We start from the raw sequence: 20,497 nt of genomic DNA, 5'->3' as shown, positions 1-20,497 counted from the left end.
GCAATGAGCCTTTATTTACATCAGGAAAGGCCATAAAATGATAATGATTAACATTTAGTAGCGCAGCCTCCTGCCTGAAATGTCTTCCCAGGCGAACTTGGCTCTCTTACGGAAACAAGCTCTCGTGACTCTCTCCCCTACCCGTGCTGGACGTCGCCAGCTCTTGCTAGCTGCCGCGGCCAGCCCTTTGCTATTTGGCGTTCCCCGCCTGCTTCGCGCCCAAGACGGTCCCCTGAAAATTGCCCTGCTGACATCCTTGTCCGGCCCCTTCGCCTCCTTGGGCGAAAGCATGCGCGCCGGTCTGGAGTTGATGCTGCAACAATGCAATTACGAAATGGGTGGGCGCAAGGTGCAGTTGCTGGTCGAGGACGATCACGGCAAGCCGGACGAAGCCATCCGTAAAGTGCGCAAGCTGATCGAGCGCGACAAGATCGACATTTTGGGCGGCGTCATCAGCGCCAATATCGCACTGGCCATTCGTGACATCGTGCACGATGCGCAACTGCCTACCTTTATTTCCAACGCCGCTGCCAATGGCCTGGCACGTGAAGCCGCCAGCCCCTACGTGTTTCGCCCCACCAAAACCAGCTGGATGCTGGGCCACACCGGCGCTTTGTGGACTTTCGAGCATATCGAAAAATCCGGTGGTATCACGCTGGGTTCGGACTACACCGCAGGCCGCGAATACATCGACGACTTTGCCAATACCTATCAGGAACAAGGCGGCACGCTGGGCGAGCGCATCTGGACACCCCTGGGTACGCCCGACTTCGCGCCCATCCTGATGAATCTGGCTGCCAGCAACCCCAAGTTTGTCTACACCTTCCTGGCCGGTGCCGACGCCGTTCGTTTCCACCAGCAAATGCAGGACTACCAGTTGCACGGCAAGATCCAGATCGTGGGCCCCGGCGCCCTGTTTGATCAGGAAGACGTGATTACCGCTGTAGGCGAAGCCGCTTTGGGTGGTGTCAGCACCTTCCACCAATCGCCTGGCGCTCCGGCTGCCCAGGACTTTGTTGCCGCCTACCAAGCCAGTCGTGGCCGTTTGCCCGGCGAGGCCAGCACCTCCGGTTACGTAACCGGCCAGGTCATCAAGGCCGGTCTGGATGCGGTCAAAGGGGATCTGTCCAACAAGGCCGTCTTCAAGCAAGCCCTGCTGGACAAGCCCATCAACACGGCCTTTGGCCCCATGGCTTTTGACCCGCGCAATAACCAGTCCATTCTGGATATTTACGTCAACCGGGTGGAAAAAGACGCCCAAGGTCGCCCCTTTAACACCGTGGTTCACACTTACCAGCGTATCCAGGACCCCGGCCCGCGTTCTTGAGCTCCACCTTGTCTTATTTCCTGCTTCAAATCCTCAATGCCCTGTCCTTCTCAGCCCTGCTGATGTTGGCGGGGCTGGGGCTGTCTTTAGTGCTCAGCCTGATGAACTTCATCAACCTGACACACGGTTCTTTTTTCCTGTTGGGCGGCTATATCAGCGTCCAGTGGCTGGCATCCGGCGCGCCCTGGTGGCTGGCCTTCCCCGCCGCTTTTGCGCTGTGCGGGCTGATGGGCTTGTTGCTGGACCGCTTCCCCTTTCGCCAGTTCTACCAGCGCACCCACTTGATGCAGGTGCTGCTGACCTACGGCCTGTCCGTCATTCTGGCGGACCTGATGCGCTGGGGTTTCAGTGCCGACACGCTCTCGCCCATGCTGCCGCAAGTGCTGCGTGGCGGCGTGTGGATCATGGGTCTGCCCTTCCCCACCTATCGTCTGTTCCTGATCGTCACCGGCCTGACACTGGCCTTGCTGTTCTGGTTTCTGCTGGATCGCACCCTGTGGGGCGCGGCCATTCGCGCTTGCGTGCAGGACGCCCAGATTGTCGAGACCCTGGGCTTGAACTCGCGTCGCCTGTTTGCCATCGGCATGGCGCTGGCCGCCGGTCTGGCCGGTTTGGGTGGAGCCTTGGGCGCAGGCATGCTGTCGGTCTACCCCGGCCTGGATGAAGAAATCCTCTTGCTGGCCTTGCTGGTGGTGGTCATTGGCGGCTTGAACTCGGTACGCGGCACCTTGCTGTGCGCACTGATTCTGGGTTTCGTCACCACCTTTGCCCGCGTCTGGGTCCCGGCCTTTGCCAATGCCGCCACCCTGGCCGTCATGCTGGGCCTTCTGCTTTGCTGGCCCAATGGCTTGAGCAAATCCGCTACGCGTCAGGTTTAAATGAACAAGCTCAACACCTGCCTGCTGCGCACTGGACTTTGGCCCGCTCTGGCCTGCCTGGTCCTGCTCAGCAGCTATTTCTGGGGCGACGCCTTCTTGTGGCGCTTTGGCACCGAAGCCCTGCTGATTGGTTGCGCTGTCCTTAGCATCAATCTCTTGATTGGTTACGGCGGCCTCGTGTCCCTGGGTCACGGTGCCGTCTTTGGCTTTGCCGCCTACGCCACCGCCGTCAGCAGCCAGTACTGGGGCGCGTCCCTGCCACTGATGTTGCTGGTGGGCATTGTGGCGGGGACCTTGCTGTCCATTTTGATGGCGCTGATCAGCCTGCGCAGCTCCGAACTGTTTTTCATGGTGGCAACGCTGGTTGCCGGTCAGTTGATCTGGGAAGTGGCATTTCGCTGGCGTGACGTCACCGGCGGTGCAGACGGCCTGCGCGGTTTCCCGCGCCTGAGCCTGGGTGACCTGCCCCTGAGCGCTCCCTACACCCTGATGATTCTGGCCCTGGTGCTGGCGGTGATCTGCTGGTTGCTGCTGCGCTCCTTTAGCCGCGCCCCGATCGGGCTGGCCTTGACCGGCCTGCGTGACCAGCCCTTGCGCATGGCTGCCCTGGGTTATCAGGCATGGCGCATTCGCCTCTACACCTTCATGATTGCAGGTGCGGTAGCCGGTGCAGCTGGCGGCCTGTATCCCTTTGCGAACCAGTACGTCAGCCCGCAACAAGTGCATTGGAGCTTCTCGGCCACACTCATCATCATGGGCGTGATCGGTGGCATACGCACCTGGCGCGGGGCGTTCATCGGCGCTACGTTTTATCTGTTTGCCCAGACCTACCTCAGCTCCTACACGGATCGTTGGCAGTTGCTGGTGGGTTTGATCTTTGTGCTGACGGTTCTGTTCATGCCCAACGGTCTGGCTGAGCGGCGCAAGAGGTCCTCATGAGCGTGTTACTAAGCACTCGCGAACTGGCCTTGCATGTGGGGGGCCTGGATATCCTGACGGATGTCAGTCTGGAGCTGCGTGCGGGCGAAACCCTGGGGCTGATTGGACCCAATGGGGCAGGCAAAACCACGCTGTTCAATATCATCAGCGGTTTGGCCACGCCCTCCAGCGGCCAGGTCTTGCTGGAAGGCAAGGACCTGCGCAGCCTGGGGCCCATTGAGCGCGCCAAGCAAGGTCTGGTACGCAGCTTTCAGACCAGCCGCATCTTTCCTGAACTGAGCCTGCTGCAAAATCTGGCCCTGGCCGTGCGCATCAAAAAAGATTGCGGCTACCACTGGTGGGGCCGCAAGTCTGCCCGCAATGCCAGTCAACAAGCGGCCGAAGCATTGCTGGAACACAGCGCCCTGGCCGGTCGCGGCCATTTGCTGGCCCGCTCCCTGTCTTATGGCGAGCAACGCATCCTGGATTTGCTGATTGCCCTGGCGCAGGAACCCCGAGTCCTCTTGCTGGACGAGCCAACCGCTAGCCTGTCCGAATCCGAATCCCGTGAAGTCATGGCGCTGGTCCATGCCATGCGCGGCCAATGCGCCGTGCTGCTGATCAGCCACGACATTGATATTGTTTTTCAGGAATGCGACCGGATCGCCGTGCTGTCGTCCGGCACCTTGCTGACCTGCGATACCCCGGACGCCGTGCGCCAGCACGCTGGCGCGCGCCAGGCCTACCTGGGTGAACTGGCTTTGGAGACAGCATGAGCACAGCGCTGAACATATTGGGCCTGCATGCACGCTACGATCGGGCCGACATTCTGAAAGAAATTTCGCTGGATATTCCCGGCGGCCAGAGCGTGGCCCTGCTGGGCCGCAACGGCGCCGGAAAAACCAGCCTGCTGCACTGCCTGTTCAATATGGGCCCGCAGTGGAGTGGGCAAATCAATGTGCATGGACAAAATATTGCGGGTTGGCCTACCCACAAAATCGCCTTTCTAGGCATGGCGCTGGTGCCACAAGGCCGGGGCCGATTTCCCACACTGACCGTGCAGGAAAGCCTGCGCCTGGCCGGGCTGGCCCGCCGTCCGCGCTCGGATGATCGCTGGACGCTGAACAGCATTTATGAATCCATGCCGCGTCTGTACGAGCGCCGCCAGTCCTCCTGCTCCGCCTTGAGTGGTGGCGAACGGCAATTGCTGGCGCTGGCCCGCGCCCTGCTGACACAGTCCTCCATTATTGTTCTGGACGAACCCAGCGAAGGCCTGGCCCCCATGACCATTCAGGACACCTTGCTACCGCAGCTGCAAACGCTGAACGAGCAGGGCATTACCGTGCTGATTGCCGAACAGAATTTAAGCCTGGCCCTGCAATTGGCGGATCGAGCCTTGTTGCTGGGCAATGGTCAGCTGGTTTACGACGGCCCTGCCGAGCAGTTACGCCAGGACGCCGCCCTTTTGCAACGCCATTTGGGACTTTGACATGCTGGCTGTGTACAGCTTGTCGCTTCCCCTGCCTGCAGGTATGGAATCCTGGTTACGAAGCCAGATCCCGGACAGCACCCTGGCCGTGATTGCCCGCCGCAAACGTCAGTCAGATCAGCACTTAAGCCTGCTGGCCCATGGTGCCCTGCGCCATTTTCTGGCGCCCTTGCTGGGCTGCACGCCCCGCGCCGTCCCGGTGACAACGCTGGAACACGGCAAGCCAGTTCTGGATCTGGACGACACCGACCTGCACTTTAGCCTGTCGCACAGCGGCGAGCGTGTACTCATTGGAATTGCCGACCAAATCATAGGCGTGGACATAGAAGCCATGCGCCTGCCCGTCAAACCGGGGCTGGTCGAACATTGCAGTGTGCCGTCCGAACGCAGTTGGTTAAAATGCGATCTGGATTTTTATGCACTGTGGTGTGGAAAAGAAGCGGCCCTGAAGCATGCGGGCACGGGTTTTCATATTCAGCCTCAAGAATTATCCTTGGACGGTCACCCAGATCACGGATGCACCGTACAATCCCCCCATCCCATCTTGCAAGATTTGGTGGTGCACAGTCACCGGCCGGTGGAAAACTATGCCGCCGCAGTCTGTTTGGACACTTCCTTTGCTCCATGGACAGTCAGTTTTCTGGACAGTATTCAACTGCCTGACGCCAAGCTGACCTACCATGAGTAAATCTGACAAGCCTACTTATTTATGTAATAGTTCTCATTACCATGATGAAATCTATTCCTGTTGAACAAATTTGGCCTGACGCCTTTGCCCAACGCTATCGCGATGCCGGACACTGGCAAGGGGAAACGTTTGGTGCCTTGCTGCGCACGCGCGCGCAAAACCATCCAGAACGTGAAGCCGTTGTTGGCGGCAACCAGCGCTGGACCTATGGCGCGCTGGACCAGTACGCCAGCCAGGTCGCAGCGGGGCTGCTGCAAGCCGGTTTGCGCAAGGGCGACCGGGTGCTGGTGCACCTGCCCAATATCCCTGAATTTGTCAGCGTGATCTTTGGCCTGTTCCGTGCCGGTCTGTTGCCCGTGTACGTCTTGCCAGCGCACCGCATTACCGAAGTCGAGCACTTTGCCAATACCGCCCAGGCTCGCGCCTATATCGGTGTGGATACGCATGCCGGTTTTGATTACCTGCCTTTGGTACGCGAGCTGCGTGAACGCTGCCCGCATGTCGAGCAGGTCTACATCGTGGGCGATGCGCAGGAATACACCTCGCTTGCCCAGCTGCAAAGCAGTGCAGCCAATGTGGACGTGCCCGAGTCGGCTGCCCAGCCTTCCGAAGTGGCTTTCCTGCAAATCTCGGGTGGCAGCACCGGCTTGTCCAAGCTGATCCCCCGCACGCACGACGATTACATCTACACCTTGCGCGAAAGCGCCAAGATTGCCGGTCTGGACGAGCACAGCGTGTTCCTGGGCGCCTTGCCCATTGCGCACAACTTCCCCATGAGCTCGCCCGGTTTTCTGGGTGCGCTGTATGCCGGTGCCAAAGTGGTGCTCAGCCCTGCCCCCAGCCCGGACGTTTGCTTTGAACTGATCGAGCGCGAAGGCGTAACCGACACCAGTCTGGTTCCCCCGCTGCTGATGCTGTGGATGGATGCAGCCACCAAGACCAATGCCAATCTGGAATCGCTGAAAGTGATCCAGGTGGGCGGTGCCAAACTGAACGCCGAAGCGGCCAAGCGCGTGCGACCCACTCTGGGCGTCACCTTGCAACAAGTGTTCGGCATGGCCGAAGGCCTGGTGAACTACACCCGCCTGGACGACCCCGAGGACATCATCATCAACACCCAGGGCCGCCCTATCAGCCCGGACGATGAAATCCTGATCGTGGATGACAACGGCAATCCGGTGGCCCCTGGCGAAACCGGCTATCTGCTGACACGTGGCCCCTACACAATCCGCGCCTATCACAACAACCCGTCGGCCAATGCCCGCTCCTTTACCGAGGACGGCTTTTACCGCACAGGCGACGTGGTACGCATGACACCCGAAGGCTACTTGATGGTTCAGGGCCGTGCCACTGACCACATCAACCGCGCTGGCGAGAAAATCTCCGCCGAGGAAATTGAAGACCATCTGCTGGCCCACCCGCAGGTCTTTGATGCTGCCGTGGTGTCGGTACCCGACGAGTTCCTGGGCGAACGCAGCTGCGCCTTCATCATTCCCAAGGATGACAAGCCACGCGCGATTGAACTGAAGAAATGGATACGCAGCCGTGGTCTGGCCGACTTCAAGGTACCGGACCAAATCGTGTTTGTGGATCGTTTCATGGAAACGGCGGCCTTGAAGATCAGCCGCAAGGAACTGCGCGCCCAGTTGCGCGAGCAATTAGAAAACACAACGCAAGAATAATCATGAGTACTGCACTTACCCTGGAACGCATGCGGCAAGACATTGCCGCCATGCTGCATGAAGACCCGCAGGACATTCTGGACGACGACAACCTGATCGATCTGGGCCTGGATTCCATGCGTGTCATGACACTGGCCACCCGCTGGCGCGAAGCCGGCGCCCCTATCGAGTTTTCCGAAATGGCCTCGGTCGTCACTCTGGGCCAATGGTGGTCGCTGATCGAGCGTGCCCAACAAAACGGCCGCTGATTTTCTTACTGCAACACGCTTATGTTTAGCTCCCCTTCCGAACTGCCATTGCGCCCCCTGACCGAAGCACAAGAAGGTCTGTGGTACGCCCAGCGTTTGGACCCGCTCAACCCGATTTTCAACACCGGGCATTGCACCCATATCCACTCGGCGCTGGACACTGCCCTGTTTGCGCAAGCCATCAATCTGACGCTGGCCGAAGCCGATGCCTTGACCTTGCGCATGGTGGACACACCCGATGGCCCGGCCCAGTACCTGCGTCCGCAAGAGCCAATTCAGCTGGAAATTGTCGACCTGTCTGCCCATGCAGACGGTGCCGAACAGGCTCAAACCCAGTTGATGGCCGACCTGCGCACACCGCTGGACCCGACCATTGCGCCACTGGCACGGCACATTCTGTTTGTGCTGGGACCCAAGCACCATCTCTGGTATCAGCGTATCCATCACCTGGCCGCCGACGGCTATGGCATGGCGCTGATCGAGACGCGCGTGGTCAAGCTCTACAAGGCCTTGCTAAACGGCCGTGAAGATCATGGGCATGCGCTGGAATCGTTCGCCCTCTTGCAGGATGACGACCAAAACTATCGGGATAGCGAGCGCCGCAGCAAGGACAGACAGTTCTGGCTGGACACCTTGAGCGATGCAGAGCCCGCCCAAAGCCTGAGCGAATCCCAGGCCTTGAGCGACCATCATTTCCTGCTGGCACGCAGCGCCGTCAAGCCCGAACTGACAGCCAGCCTGCAAGCATTGGCACAAAGCAGCGACATCAGCTGGCCAGACATTCTGACAGGCCTGACCGCCGCCTATGTGCGCCGTCACACCCGCCAGAACGAATGCACGGTAGGCGTGCCCTGGATGGGCCGTCTGGGCCATATCAGCGCCCGTATCGTCTCCACCGTGATGAACGTGGCTCCGCTGCGCTTGCAGATCGACGAATCCCAGCCGTTGAATCAGTACCTGATTCAGGTTTCCAAGGCTCTGCGTCAGGCGCGTCGTCATGGCCGCTATCGCAGTGAGCAACTGCGCCGTGATCTGGGCTTGCTGGGCGGCATGCGTCGTCTGCACGGGCCCATCATCAACGTACTGCCTTTCGATGCTCCTTACGAACAAGCGGGCCTGACCGCCAGCCAGACCGTGCTGTGCGCTGGCCCCGTGGAAGACTTGAACTTCACCTTCCGCGCTCAGCCCGATGCCGGTGGCCTGCGCCTGGAAGTGGAAGCCAACCCGCGTCTGTACACCGAAGAGCAGATTCAAACCCATCTGGTCCGTCTGGAGCAGTTCCTGCTGCGTGCTTTGCAGGCTGAAACTCTGTCTGCCGTGCCGACCTTGACGGATGCCGAACACCACCACTGGATTGAGACCGTCAACCAGACCGCTCACCCGGTTCCTGAAACAACGCTGTGGGCACTGATCCACGCCCAGTTGCAGGCTAACCCGGAACAAAGCGGCCTGGAATTTGAAGGCAAGAAGCTCAGCTACGCCCAGATCGACGAGCAAACCGCCAATCTGGCCGCGCAACTGCGTCTGGCCGGTGTGCAGACCGGCGATATCGTCGCCGTGGCCCTGCCCCGCTCGCTGGAACTGGTGCTGTCCTTGCTGGCCATTCATCGTGCCGGTGCCGCCTACTTGCCACTGGATCTGGACCAGCCTGCCGATCGTCTGAACACCATCTTGCAGGCTGCTCAACCGCGCCTGCTGGTCGGCCAGCCCGATTGCACGCTGAACGCCACCCTGCTGGTTCCTCAGCCTGAACAGGCTTGCAGTGCAAAAACCTGGACCGCCGCAGGTCCGCACGATCCCTCTTACCTGATCTACACCTCTGGCTCTACCGGCACACCCAAAGGCGTGCTGGTCAACCACGACGCCATCGTCAACCGTCTGGTGTGGATGCAAACCCATTACGGCATTGGCGCCGGTGATCGCATCTTGCAAAAGACCCCGGCCACCTTTGACGTGTCGGTGTGGGAGTTCTTCCTGCCCTTCCTGTCAGGGGCAACCCTGGTCGTAGCCCCGCCACAAGCCCACCGCGATCCGGCCCATATTGCCCGCCTGATGCGCGAACAAAGCATCACTGTGCTGCACTTTGTGCCCTCCATGCTCAGCGCCTTCCTGGATGAGCCTGCCGCTCGTGGACTGGCGCCGCGTCTGGTGTTTTGTAGCGGAGAAGAGCTGTCGGCCGCTACCCGCGACCGCTTCCACTCCCTGCTGAACGCCGAGCTACACAATCTGTACGGCCCTACCGAAGCCGCCGTGGACGTGTCCTACTGGCCTGCTTCGCGCGACGACAAATCCCAGCCTGTGCCTATCGGTTTCCCCGTATGGAACACCGCTCTGTACATTCTGGACGAGCAATTGCAGCCCGTGCCGCCCGGTGTGGCCGGTCATCTGTACCTGGCTGGCCGTCAGCTGGCACAAGGCTACTGGGGCCGCCCGGATCTGACAGAAGAACGTTTTGTGCCCGACCCTTACGCCCTGCATGGCAACCGCATGTACGCCACCGGCGATGTGGCCCGCTGGCGTGAGGATGGCGCGGTTATTTTCCTGGGCCGCTCCGATCACCAGATCAAGCTGCGTGGCCAACGTATCGAGCTGGGTGAAATTGAAGCCTTGCTGGCGCGCCACCCCGATGTGGCCCACGTAGCCGTGATTGCCCGTGAAGACATACCCGGTCAGATGGCGATTGTGGCTTACTGGGTGCCGCAAGCAGGCAGCCAGTGCACGGACAACACACTGGCCGCTTATGTAGGCGAGCACTTGCCGTCCTACATGGTGCCCAGCGCATGGATCAGCCTGGACGCCTTGCCGGTGACGGCCAACGGCAAGCTGGATCGCAAGGCCCTGCCCGTCCCTGCCTTGCAGGCACGTTCGGCTGGCTTGCCGCTGGAAGGTGCCACTCAACACCAAATCGCCGCTGCTTTCGCCACTGTGCTGGAGAGCAGCGAAGCGTTTTACGCCGACGACGACTTCTTCGCCCTGGGCGGACATTCGCTGCTGGCCGCCAAACTGGCACTGATGCTGCGTGAAGCACGCGGTCAGGCCGTGTCGATTGGCACTATTTTTGAATACCCCACCATTGCCCGTCTGGCCAAACATCTGGATCAGGCTGGCAGTGCAGCCGCGGACGGTTTTGGTCCCATCATCACCTTGCGTCCGGCACAGAGCGATCAGCCTGCGCTGTCCGTGATTCACCCGGCCGGTGGCTTGTCCTGGTGCTATGGCGCGCTGGCACGACACCTGCCCCCAGGCCGTGCTGTCTATGGTTTGCAAGCCAGCGTGCTGTCTGACGCCTCGCTGGGTCTGGATGGCAGCCTGGACGCCATGGCCAAAGCTTATGTGGATCGTATCGAACAAGTTCAGCCGCACGGCCCCTACCATCTGGCAGGCTGGTCCGTGGGCGGCATCATTGCTCAGGCCATGGCCGTAGAGCTGCGCCGTCGCGGTCAACTGGTGGGCATGTTGTCCTTGCTGGACGCCTACCCCAGCGATGCGTGGCGTAATGAACCGCCTCCCGAGCCCAACGCCATCTACAAGGCCCTGCTGCATATCGCAGGCCATGACCCGGACAGCTTGCCCGACGTTTCCCTGACCCGTCAGGGTGTGGTGGACTTCCTCAAGCGCAGCGGTCACCCGCTGGCCGAGTTGCCCGACACACGTCTGGACAGCGTATTCCAGGTGGTGGAGAACAATAACCGTCTGGTGCGTCTGTACGAGCATCACGCCTATGACGGCCCCATGCTGTACTTCCGTGCGGCTCTGGACCACGCAGGCACACAATTGCATCCCGATTTGTGGAAGCCCTATGCAGGGCAGCTGGACGTGCATGACATTGCCTCCTTGCACGCTCATTTGACCGGTACTGAAGCCGTGGCCATCATGGCTCCGCTGATGGAATCGGCCATGGCTTTTGCCGAACAGGCACAAGCCCAACCTGAACTCGATGTATAAGCCATGTCTGTAAGACGTTTCTTTCTGGATATCTCGCCACTAATCGAAAGTCGGGCATTCCGCTTTGCCTACTTCGCTCGGGCCGCCACGGTGCTGGTCACCGGCATGTTGATGGTGGCTGCCAGCGTGCAGCTTTATGAGCTGACCAAATCCAGTGTGGCCGTTGCTTTCCTGAACGTGTCCATGGCCACCCCCATGGTGCTGGCACTGATTGCCGGCGGTGTCTTGTCGGACCGCATGGACAGGCGCAGCCTGATGGTCTGGTCGCGCAGTGTCTACATCATCAGCGTGGTGCTGTTCCTGCTCAATACGCTCTTGCCCAACCCGCAGGTCTGGTTGATCTACGTGGCTGCTGCCATTGGTGGTGCGGCGGGCGGGATCAGTGTACCGGCCATGATGTCGGCCACCCCGGCTCTGGTCGGTCGTGACAAGCTGGCCGCTGCGGCCGCCCTGTCCGGTCTGGCCATGCAGTTGGGCGGCATTATCGGCCCCGCACTGGCTGGCGTGTTGATCTCCGGTCCCGGCCTGATTTTCTGCTACGTGATTGTCCTGTGCGGTGTCATCGTCACCCCTTTGCTCTTGCGTGCTCTGCCGCCCCTGCCTCCGCAAGCGGGCAAGCAGCCCCAGAAAAACGCCTTCCAGTCCCTGCGTGATGGCCTTGGCTTTGTGGCCAGCCACCCCTTGCTGCGCGCCCTGTTGCTGATTGATCTGGCAGCCCTGATTCTGGCCACTCCCTTGGCCCTGATGCCCGAGTGGGGCGACACCATTCTGAAAATGGGTGCCACCGCCACCGGCTATCTCTACGCCGCTCCGGCCGTCGGTGCCACGCTGGCTGCCCTGTCCAGCGGCTGGTGCCGCCAAGTGTCCCGCCCCGGCGCCGCCATTGTGCTTGCCGTGCTGATCTGGGGCCTGGCGGTTGCGGCCCTGTCCCTGCAAACCACGCTGTGGTGGGCGCTGATCTGCCTGGCCATCATGGGCGCTGCCGACACCATCTCCAAAATCATGCGCATGGCGCTGGTTCAGCACCACACCCCCGATTACCTGCTGGGACGTGTTTCCAGCCTGTGGATGACGCAATATTCCCTGGGCCAGGCCCTGGGCAATATGCAAATGGGTTATCTGTCCCGCCTGCTTGGCCCGGCCGTCGCCGTGGCCGTCGGTGGCCTGGCCTGCGCCGCTGTCGCCTGTGGTTTCGGCGTGTTCAACCAAGGCCTGCGTTCGGCCAGCAAACAGGATGGCCCACCCAATGCCTGACATCTCGATTTTGTTCTACCCACACCTGCTGCACGCCTGTAAAAAGATCTCCTACATGGACCGTCTTGTCGACCGAACCTTTATTTAGGATTAAAAGATGCTAATCAATGTCAATTGCATTCGCCGTACCCCCGCTGCACTGCTGCGCAAGGCCGGCCTGAGCGCAGCCGTCCTGTCCCTGTCTCTGGCCAACGCTTTTGCTGCGCCCGCCTTTGACCAGCCTGATGCTGACTTTCGCGGTTCGCTCAATGCCGCTGGTGTAGTTTATGCAGGCACCGAGGCTCAACTGGCTGGCCGTGGTTTTACACCCGGCCAGGAAGTGATCCTGCTGCAAAACGGCCACACTCTGACACCTCAAGCGCTGGTCGCTGACAAAGAAGGCAATCTGAGCACCACCGTTGCCATTCCTGCCGAAGCCGCCGTTGGCGTGCACCCCGTGGTCATGCAGGTCAGCAAGCCCTCGACCGCCGGCATCTTCAACCTGAAGGTTTCTCCTAAAGTTGAACTGAGCGGCCAGGACAAATTTGAACTGCAATCCCAGCACCTGGCGCCCGGCTTGTACCAAAGCGCTTACAGCCCCAAGAACAAAGTGCTGTTCGTGACTTCCGCCGTGGGCCGCCCGCCGGTCAAGCAATCGCAGCTGGTCAAAGTTAACCCCAAGACCCTGGCTGTTGAAGCCAGCGTGACACCGGCCGCCCAAAAAGGCCGTGATGATGGCCAGGTTCAAGCCGTTTACGGCGTGGACGTGGACGACAAGCAAGGCAATGTCTGGGTTACCAACACCCGCAGCAGTTCTGTGGCTGTGTACAGCCAAAAAGACCTGAAACTGGTCAAGCAATTTGAAGACGGCGTGGTCAGCCACCCACGTGATGTCGTTGTGGACGAGAAAGCCGACCGTGCCTACGTATCCTCGCCTGGTGCTGACACCCTGGCCGTGTTCGATACCAAAAAGCTGACTCAGCTGGACCCGATCGAACTGCAATCGAAAACCCGCAACAAACCCGGCACCATGAGCCTGGTTCTGGATGCTGAAAAAGACCGTCTGTACACCGTCAGCGCCAGCACCAACGAGCTGATCATTGTTGACCTGAAAAACGACAATGCCCAAACCGTGTTCCCCGTACCTGGCGCACGTGGCCTGGCTGGCGTGTCGGTAGACAGCAAAAATGATCAGGTCTACATCACCGCCCAGGGCAGCGACAACCTGCTGATCCTGAACGCCAAAGACGGCTCCATTCAGCACGACATCAAGATCGGCGCTGGCGCTCTGAACGTGGTGTTCGATCCCAAGACATCCCTGGCTTACGTGGCCTCGCGCGGTGCTGGCACCGTGACCGCCGTGAACGGCAAGGGCGAAATTGTTGCCAACCTGGACGGTGGCAGCTTCCCCAACCACGTCTCCCTGGATGGCGAAGGCAATGCCTACCTGGTCAACAAATCCAAAGGCAAGGATGACCAGACCGCTGACCGCATCACGCGTCTTCACCTGAAGTAATCGCCCGACGCGCCCCTTTCAAAAAAAGGGGCGCAACGGCAAAACCCCTGCCCTTAAAAAGGACTCCTATGAACAGCCGTATCGACGATCAAGTCCGCCCTGCCGCCATTGAAGAATGGTTACAGCATTACCGGGTCGACAGCAGCGTATTTGCCTCTCCCACCGTCAGTTTGATGGCACACGGCACGGCACTGGAGCGGCATACCAATAATGCCCAGGGGCAACTGCTGGACGATGCCCGAACCTTGCTGTCGCAAGCCGCACAACAAGGTCTGGACGCGCCCCTGTTGGTGGGCGTGATCCCCTTTAACCCGTCCCGCGAAGCCTATTTGCGTGTGCCCAAGGAATACCGACGCGACCCCGTCTTGCTGCGTCCGGTCCAGCGTCCGCCGCTGGCCAAGTCCGGCAACAGCATTGCCAGCCAAAGCCTGCTGCCCGATGGCGAAGGCTATGAAGACAGCGTCAGCCGCATCCTGGCCACGATGCGCGAACAGAACATTTCCAAAACCGTGATGGCCCGTACCGTGACCATCACGCTGAACGAAGCCCTGGACCGTCGGACTGTGTTGAGCAATATGCTCCACAGCAATCCGGCTGGCTACACCTATGCCCTGCCCTTGCCAGGTGGCAAGGCCGAAGATCCCGACCTGTTTTTTGGAGCCAGCCCCGAACTGCTGGTGCGCCGCCAAGGCGACCTGGTGACCGTCAACCCGCTGGCAGGTACGGCCCCACGCTTTGCCGATCCGCAACGCGATCAGGCCAGCGCCGAAACCTTGATGGCGTCCAGCAAAGACCTGCGTGAACATGCCTACGTCATTCAGGACGTGGTGCGTATCCTTTCCCAGTTCTGCGACTCCATGGAAGTACCTGATGGCCCCAGCCTGACCAGCACCGCCAACCTGTGGCACCTGTCCACCCGTATCAGCGGCCGTTTGCGTGACCCTTCCGTCAGCTCTTTGGAGCTGGCGCTGGCCATGCACCCCACGCCAGCTGTCTGCGGCCTGCCCACCCAGCCCGCCATGCAAGCCATCGAAGCCACCGAAGTCTTTGATCGCGGCTACTTTGCGGGCGCGATCGGCTGGAACGACCACGAAGGCAACGGCGAATGGGCCGTGGCCATCCGTTGCGGCCACTACACCCAGCAAGGCCTGACCTTATCGGCTGGCGCCGGCATTGTGGACGGCTCTGTCCCTGCCTTGGAGCGCCAGGAGACCGGCAATAAACTCATGACCCTGATCAACTCACTGGGTCTGGCACAAGACATAACCCTTTAACGGAGACACGATTCATGACCATTCACGCCTTGCCTAGTTACGAGCTGCCTCAAACCCCCGTAGCCAACCGTGTCAATTGGCGTCCACAGGCAAATCGTGCCGCCCTGCTCATTCACGACATGCAGACCTACTTTCTGCAGAAATACGATATGAGCCAGGCCCCTATCCCCATGCTGATCGAACGCATCGCCGCCCTGCGCGACGTGTGCCACAAGCTGGGAATTCCCGTGTTCTACACCGCCCAGCCCACCGAGCAGCCCGAGAAAGACCGTGCTCTGCTGAACGACTTCTGGGGCCCAGGCCTGACTGCCACCGAATTTCACACCCAGCAAGCCGTCGTGCCCGAGCTGACACCGGCCGAGCAGGACATCATGCTGACCAAATGGCGCTACAGCGCCTTCCAGCGCTCCGATCTGCGTGAGCAACTGCGCAATCTGGGCCGCGACCAGTTGATCATCACCGGCGTTTACGCCCACATCGGCTGCATGACCACTGCCCTGGAAGCCTTCATGCAAGACGTACAGCCCTTCCTGGCCATTGACGGCGTTGCCGACTTCTCGCTGGAAGAACACCATATGGCCATCCGCCACGTCTCTCAACGCTGCGGCGTCAGCCTGACCTGCGCCGAAATCCAGAACAGCCTGCAAAGCTAAACAGGAAGCACACATGAGCACTAGCGCACAAGAATTTGCAGGTGAATGCATCGCCGTCACGGGCGCAGCCCGTGGCATTGGTGCTGCCGTCACCCACCTACTGCTGGAGCGAGGCGCCAGCGTCATCGCCCTGGACCTGGACGTAGAAGGCCTGACCCAACTGAGTCAGTCCGAATACAGTGATCGGGTTTCCTGCCATCTGGTCGACATCAGCCAGGCCGATGCCGTTGATGCAGCGCTGGCCCAAGGGCAGGAAAAACTGGGCCCCATTCATCGTTTGGCCTGTGTCGCGGGCGTCCTGCAAATGGGCCGCATCACCGAGTTGAGCAACGAACAATGGGATCGCACCTTTGCCATCAACACCACCGGCGTCTTTAACGTCTGCCGCAACGTGGCCAAAGGCATGATCGAGCGCAAACAAGGTGCTATCGTCAACGTCAGCTCCAACTCCGCTGCCACCCCACGCATCGCCATGGGCGCCTACGCCGCCTCCAAAGCCGCCGTCACCCAACTGAGCCGCTGCCTGGGCCTGGAACTGGCCCCACACGGCATCCGGGTGAACATCATCTCCCCCGGCTCCACCGACACCCCCATGCAACAAGCCATGTGGGCGCAAGGCAGCTCGCGCGAAACCGTCATCGCGGGCTCCGGCGAGAACTACCGCCTGGGCATCCCCCTGCAAAAAATCGCCACCCCCGAAGAAATCGCCGAAGCCGTGCTGTTCCTGCTCTCGGACCGCGCCAGCCACATCACCCTGTCCGACCTGCGCGTGGACGGCGGTGCCACACTGGACCAAGGCTAAACAGCCAGACGCAAAAAAGGGCGGAAGATCCGCCCTTTTTTATTGCCCATCAGAACGAGTCCGGACAAAAGCATACGCACATCCCTACTAGTGACAGTGCCGATAAGGACTGACCACCTATTGCCAAGCCAAGGAAGAATACTAGCGAACCGAAACATCATGAATGCAGCTCAATGAAGACAGACCCAGTCAAGTCAGAGCAGGTCCACTCAAGAGCACTGCCACCATGCTGTTCGGGTCGGGGCAGGCTCAGGCGGGGCGGATCAGAGTGCTTGCCGCGGGCATGAGATTGCGTAGGGATGCAAGGGGCCTGTTGTTTGAGCCGGGCGTTTGTACTTGGTCCGGGGGACCAAGTACCCGGCGAGTTCAGGCCCCGCCCGTAGCAATCTTATGCCAAGGGTACTGGTGCGCAGCACCAGCAAGCGCTCAGCCCCGCCTGAGCCTGCCCCGATCCGAACAGCCCCCCGGTCCAGTCGACTGAGCCGTCTATTTCTTCTCCTGGACAGGCTCTTCAATCTGCTCAATCCCGAACAAATGCTCCAGCCCCAAGGCCAAAGCATCCCTCCAAGCCACAAAATCATGCGCCGTCGCGCTTTCCACGTAACGCACGTCATACCCCCGCGCCCGCAGCACATCATCCAAATGACGATTAGCCTGCACCAGGCTGACATCCCGACTGGAACCTGAAGACTCGAACACCCCGGCGCTCATATAAATCTTCACCGGCACAGCTTCTGAGTCCGCCATCTGCCGCGTCAGCCACTGCCCACGAGCATCACCCGTCGGAGCCCACCAGAACGACCCCGACATGCTCAAGACATTGCCAAACCACTGCGGCAAACGCCACGCAGCATTCATGGCGGCCAAACCGCCATAACTGGAACCACCAATCGCCGTCTTGTCCGCCGTCGACTGCACACCCTGGGCATTCAACCAAGGCATCAGCTCCTTGTCCAAAAACTTGATATAAGCCTCATTCGGCGGCAACTCCCGCGCCCGCTCCGCCATGCCCGGATTGTCCACCAGGACCAGCCACATAGGCTCCACCCGTCCTTGGGCAATCATGGTATCCAGCATGGCAGGCGCGCGCGCCAAATCCCGATAGTCGCGACCATCAAACAAAATCAAGGTGTGATCAATTTCCTGGGCCCGAGTGCCAGCAGGCTGATAAATCTGCACCTGCCGCTCCACACCCAGAGCCTCGCTGGGCAAGCGTTCCGTACGCCATTGCCCCTGCCCCAGCTGCTGCGGCTCCAGCGCCACCACCTCGGCCGGTGCCTGCGTCAAACGCAAGACCGACTCACCATCAAACAGATCCTTGCTGTTCTCCGGCAAAGCATTGGGATTATGAGGATCGCGCTGCAAGGCCGCCCGCAGCACGTCGCGCGCCATGCTCGGGCCTACATAAGGCACATCCGGCGCCATGCGATAGGCAAAGCGAGCATCACGAGGCAAATCGTAGGTGATGTACCAGATATCGGACTCGCCCAAACGATGCATGCGATCGGTATAAGAGAACGGCCCGCCATGCAGACGAACCTCGTTCCGGGCACCGCGCCAGACAAACGTGACGCGATCATGCGTACTGCTGTAGCGCTCCACCAAAGGAGAGCCCACGCGCTGCACATAGTCCCAGAAACCGCGAGACGGTTCGCCAGCGCGCAAACGCATGCTCCACTGACGGATCACATCACCTTGCAAAGGCTCGGCCTGGGCAGGCGTTTGAGGAGCCGTGACCGATTTCACCTGCCACTGATACTCACCCTGCCCCAACACCCGCAAGCGATACTCGCCCGCCGTGCTGGCAATAAAACCAAAAGGACCGCCCTGCGCAGGTGCATCCGCCCAATGACGAATCACCTTGCCGTCCGGGCCGAACAGTTCCAGCGCCACATCACCACTATGCTGCCAACTGCCTTGCACCAGATCGTCCTGTTGCAAGCTCAGTATTCGTTCATGATGTTCGTGCGCCTGAACTTCACCCTGGGCCGAAGGCAGCGTAGCCGCCCAAGCCGACCCAACCATTCCCACCATCAATACAGCAACAACAGGTGCGCGCAACATACATCCTCCTAAATGCCGGTTTGCCGCAGGACAATCCCAGTACCAAGAGGCAGTATACGATCAAAAATAATCGGCGCACCCCTTGGTTGGCGCGAGTCAGCGCCTTTTATCACTCCAGACGGAAAGCCTGAATCAAGCGATCCAGCTCTTGCACCTGGTCCTGCAACTCGCTGGAAGTGTGAGCCACCTGATTCACCATCTCCGCATTTTGCTGGGTAGCCGAATCCAGCTGCCCCACGGCCACATTGATTTGCTCGATCCCAATGGTTTGTTCGCGAGTCGATGCCGCAATCTCGTGAACAATCGTCATCACTTGCGAGCTGCCGGTAACCATCTCGTCGATCACCTCCCCCACCTGCCCCATCAACTGCACACCTTCGCGGGTGCTGGTGGAAGACGCTTCCACCAATTGAGCAATCTCCTGGGCAGAAGCCGTCGTGCGCTGCGCCAGGGCACGCACTTCACCGGCCACCACCGCAAAACCTCGACCCTGCTCACCGGCTCGTGCTGCTTCCACGGCCGCATTCAAAGCCAGAATATTGGTCTGGAACGCAATCGAGTTAATGACCGTGGTGATATCCGCTACCTTGCCGCTGGTGTCGCGAATTGCCCCCATGCGGTCCACCAGCTCACTGACCATCTGGCCACCATGCTGAGCGGTTTTCTGCACCTGACTGGAGACTTCCTCGGCACGCATGGCGTTTTCTTCGCTCATGCGCACTGTGCCGGTCATCTCTTCCATGGCCGATGCTGTTTCCTGCAAGGCCGCCGCCTGCTGAGTGGTGCGGCTGGACAGCTCCAGATTGCCCACAGACAGTTGCGAGGTATCGTCCGCAATCACGCCACTGCTGTGCTGCAAGGTGCGCATGACTTCATTCAATTTCACTCGCATCTGCTCGATGGACGCCATCACGCTATTGTCCGGAATTGAACGCAAGGAATGAGCAACCCGCAAATCACCACCGGCAATCGCTTTAGCCGCGCCATGCAAGATCGTGGGTTCGGCCCCCAGTTCGGCAAAAATCTGGCGCGCAAGAAACACGGTAACGGCCGACACCAACACAATAATCAGCAAAAACACCATCGAGGAGCTAAGTAGGCTGCTCAGAAAACGGTCCTTGATATTGTCGATATACACGCCGGAAGTCAGCACCCAATCCCACTGGGCCACGCCTTTTCCGAAAGCCAGTTTGGGCGCATTGCTCTTGTCGGTCAGCTTGGGCCAGTGGTATTCCAGGAAACCTTCACCCCCATTGCGGCCGATACGGCTCATCTCTGCAAAAGGGTAGACCCCGTTGATATCGACCACGGCACTGACGTTCTGGCCGTCCAGCTCCGGGCGGCTGGGGTTCATGATGGACACCACATCGGTAGATAACACGGACACATAACCTTCCTGCCCAAAGCGGATACTGCCGATGCGTTGCAGCGCTTGCTTTTGCGCCTCTTCCTTGCTAAGGACGCCCTTGCTAACCAGTTGCTGGTAGTCCTGCGTAATATTCACTGCGATATTGACGATGTGCTGCAAACTGCTTTTTCGCTCCTCCATCTGTGCCTGATAGAGCTGATAGTTCACAAACGCAAAAACCGCTACCAAAGCCATCAAACACAAGATCAATGGCAACCACAACTTCTGTTTCAGACCCAAACGCATCATATTCCCCGAGCAACGCTGAAAAGACAGGTCCCAGGTACGCAAAAACCGACCGCTGAAAAGCGGTCGGCCTGCTTAGGAAGGCCCCATCGAACAAGCTGGGTAACGGCTTCAGGCTTGAATACT

Annotated in this window: 16 protein-coding genes; 14 read left to right on the top strand and 2 right to left on the bottom strand. The window is 59.9% G+C overall.

The genetic code is table 11. The annotated features are described in order from the left end of the window. Positions 1-124: 124 nt before the first annotated feature. The 14 genes from Q9R35_RS16970 to Q9R35_RS16905 all read left to right on the top strand — a co-directional run bounded on the left by Q9R35_RS16970 (position 125) and on the right by Q9R35_RS16905 (position 16,653). Positions 125-1,327 carry an ABC transporter substrate-binding protein gene (locus Q9R35_RS16970; protein WP_236780031.1) on the top strand — a complete coding sequence of 401 codons (1,203 nt, stop codon included), beginning with the start codon at positions 125-127 and terminating at the stop codon, positions 1,325-1,327. Continuing rightward, a complete protein-coding gene (locus Q9R35_RS16965) occupies positions 1,324-2,205 on the top strand; it encodes a branched-chain amino acid ABC transporter permease (RefSeq protein ID WP_021447074.1) in 882 nt (293 codons plus the stop codon). Before Q9R35_RS16970 ends, Q9R35_RS16965 begins: the two co-directional genes overlap by 4 nt. Beyond that, positions 2,206-3,144, top strand: coding sequence for a branched-chain amino acid ABC transporter permease (locus Q9R35_RS16960; RefSeq protein WP_042488614.1), 939 nt, complete (start codon positions 2,206-2,208; stop codon positions 3,142-3,144). Beyond that, on the top strand, positions 3,141-3,899 hold the full coding sequence (locus tag Q9R35_RS16955) for an ABC transporter ATP-binding protein (RefSeq protein WP_311220167.1): 759 nt from the start codon (positions 3,141-3,143) through the stop codon (positions 3,897-3,899). The genes Q9R35_RS16960 and Q9R35_RS16955 overlap by 4 nt, the downstream gene beginning before the upstream one ends. Continuing rightward, entirely contained in the window at positions 3,896-4,612 is a 717-nt protein-coding gene (locus tag Q9R35_RS16950; RefSeq protein WP_311220166.1) for an ATP-binding cassette domain-containing protein, read from the top strand. Before Q9R35_RS16955 ends, Q9R35_RS16950 begins: the two co-directional genes overlap by 4 nt. Before the next feature lies 1 nt (position 4,613). Next, positions 4,614-5,300, top strand: coding sequence for a 4'-phosphopantetheinyl transferase superfamily protein (locus Q9R35_RS16945; protein WP_045930657.1), 687 nt, complete (start codon positions 4,614-4,616; stop codon positions 5,298-5,300). Positions 5,301-5,341: 41 nt separating this feature from the next. Further along, the gene (locus Q9R35_RS16940; protein WP_042488624.1) at positions 5,342-6,982 is read left to right on the top strand and encodes a (2,3-dihydroxybenzoyl)adenylate synthase; all 1,641 of its coding nucleotides are present in this window, start codon (positions 5,342-5,344) and stop codon (positions 6,980-6,982) included. Positions 6,983-6,984: 2 nt separating this feature from the next. Then, positions 6,985-7,230 carry a phosphopantetheine-binding protein gene (locus Q9R35_RS16935; RefSeq protein ID WP_042488626.1) on the top strand — a complete coding sequence of 82 codons (246 nt, stop codon included), beginning with the start codon at positions 6,985-6,987 and terminating at the stop codon, positions 7,228-7,230. Between the two features lie 21 nt (positions 7,231-7,251). Further along, positions 7,252-11,175, top strand: coding sequence for an amino acid adenylation domain-containing protein (locus Q9R35_RS16930; RefSeq protein WP_311220165.1), 3,924 nt, complete (start codon positions 7,252-7,254; stop codon positions 11,173-11,175). 3 nt (positions 11,176-11,178) lie between these two features. Next, positions 11,179-12,429, top strand: a complete 1,251-nt coding sequence (gene entS, locus Q9R35_RS16925) for an enterobactin transporter EntS (RefSeq protein ID WP_063689459.1) — start codon at positions 11,179-11,181, stop codon at positions 12,427-12,429. 97 nt (positions 12,430-12,526) lie between these two features. Further along, positions 12,527-13,924 (top strand): YncE family protein, encoded by a 1,398-nt coding sequence (locus tag Q9R35_RS16920; RefSeq protein ID WP_311220164.1) that lies wholly within the window; start codon positions 12,527-12,529, stop codon positions 13,922-13,924. Positions 13,925-13,992: 68 nt separating this feature from the next. Continuing rightward, positions 13,993-15,198 carry an isochorismate synthase MenF gene (locus Q9R35_RS16915; protein ID WP_109089033.1) on the top strand — a complete coding sequence of 402 codons (1,206 nt, stop codon included), beginning with the start codon at positions 13,993-13,995 and terminating at the stop codon, positions 15,196-15,198. Between the two features lie 14 nt (positions 15,199-15,212). Beyond that, positions 15,213-15,851 carry an isochorismatase family protein gene (locus tag Q9R35_RS16910; protein ID WP_311220163.1) on the top strand — a complete coding sequence of 213 codons (639 nt, stop codon included), beginning with the start codon at positions 15,213-15,215 and terminating at the stop codon, positions 15,849-15,851. A 13-nt stretch (positions 15,852-15,864) separates the two neighbouring features. Beyond that, positions 15,865-16,653, top strand: coding sequence for a 2,3-dihydro-2,3-dihydroxybenzoate dehydrogenase (locus tag Q9R35_RS16905; protein ID WP_042488647.1), 789 nt, complete (start codon positions 15,865-15,867; stop codon positions 16,651-16,653). Between the two features lie 486 nt (positions 16,654-17,139). On the opposite strand, the gene Q9R35_RS16900 is transcribed toward Q9R35_RS16905, so the two are convergent. Together Q9R35_RS16900 and Q9R35_RS16895 are read right to left on the bottom strand one after the other, a co-directional pair. Then, a complete protein-coding gene (locus tag Q9R35_RS16900; protein WP_311220162.1) occupies positions 17,140-18,717 on the bottom strand; it encodes an alpha/beta hydrolase-fold protein in 1,578 nt (525 codons plus the stop codon). 109 nt (positions 18,718-18,826) lie between these two features. Beyond that, entirely contained in the window at positions 18,827-20,374 is a 1,548-nt protein-coding gene (locus Q9R35_RS16895; protein ID WP_311220161.1) for a methyl-accepting chemotaxis protein, read from the bottom strand. Positions 20,375-20,497: the final 123 nt, after the last annotated feature.

Source organism: Alcaligenes sp. AB3, assembly GCF_031844565.1.
GTDB lineage: Bacteria > Pseudomonadota > Gammaproteobacteria > Burkholderiales > Burkholderiaceae_B > Alcaligenes > Alcaligenes faecalis.
Note: the sequence above shows the minus strand (reverse complement) of the source record. Positions and strands in the feature narration are given on the sequence as shown.